Origin of the sequence: Streptomyces sp. MZ04 (assembly GCF_004684775.1) — a bacterium.
Lineage (GTDB): Bacteria > Actinomycetota > Actinomycetes > Streptomycetales > Streptomycetaceae > Streptomyces.
Genome location: NZ_SRIC01000599.1, coordinates 1 through 966, shown reverse-complemented (window position 1 = coordinate 966; position 966 = coordinate 1). Strand labels below are relative to the sequence as shown.

Sequence of the window (966 nt, the reverse complement as noted above, 5' to 3'; positions counted from 1 at the left end):
CCCACACACAAGCCCTCCTCCGGCTCGCCCGGCAACGGATCAACGTGCTGTTCGCGATACTCCGCGACGGCACCTTCTACGAACCCCGCACCCCACGCCTCGCTTGACGAAAGACATAGAGGCACCCTCCCGCAGCACCGTGGCCGTCTCCTCATGAGGGCCGTGCAGCGCCCAGTACAGCGGGGTGTTCCCCTTGCCCTTGTCCTCGCGGAGGTTGGGATCCGCGCCGTGCGCGAGGAGTTCGCGGACGGCTTCGGTGTAGCCCCAGCATGCCGCCCCGCACAGGGGCGTGCCCTGGTCGCCGTGGCCGCTCTCCGCGTCGGGGTCGGCGCCTGCGGCCAGGAGTGCGCGGACGATGCGGGCCTCGCCCTGGACGGAGGCGATGTAGAGGGGTGTCGTGCCGTCGGGGTCGGGAGTGCGCGGGTCGGCGCCCGCGCGCAGTAGCGATTCCACCTCGGTGGGGACGCCGAGCAGCGCGGCCAGGACCAGGCGTTTCGTCAGCTTCTTGCGGCGCCTTCTGTTCATGAGGAGGAGGGTAGTCCGGCGACCGCGCGGGCTGGTCGGATTTTCCGCTCCCCCATGCGGCGGAGGCGCCGGGTGCGGAGCCGGCCCGTACGCCGATGTGGGTGGCGTGCCTGCATCGGCAGCATGGGCCGCACGATGAAGCTGAGCGCCCTGCCGGACGTCCCCCGCTGGGCCGTGATCGCCGCCCACGCCGTCCCTTTGGCCACCCTGCCCTCCGGGCTGTGGCGGGTCGCCCTGGCCGCGGGGCTGCCGGTGGCCAAGGATCCGTTACCCGGCGGGTGGGAGACGGTGTACGTGCTGGGGCTGAGCGCCGTCTCGGAGTGCCTGGCCCTGCTGACCCTCGGCCTGGTGCGGGGGTGGGGCGAGGTCGTACCGGCGTGGGTGCCGCTGCTCGGCGGGCGCAGGGTGCGAACGATGGCGGCGGTGATTCCGGCGTCGCTG

General features: G+C 72.7%; 2 pseudogenes. One reads left to right on the top strand and one right to left on the bottom strand.

What is annotated here, in order from left to right:
- Positions 1-132: 132 nt before the first annotated feature.
- A pseudogene (locus E2651_RS43415) lies at positions 133-525 on the bottom strand (ankyrin repeat domain-containing protein); the annotation flags it as partial.
- Between the two features lie 123 nt (positions 526-648).
- On the opposite strand from E2651_RS43415, the pseudogene E2651_RS43410 reads away from it, so the two are divergent.
- Positions 649-966 (top strand): annotated as a pseudogene (locus tag E2651_RS43410) (hypothetical protein); the annotation flags it as partial.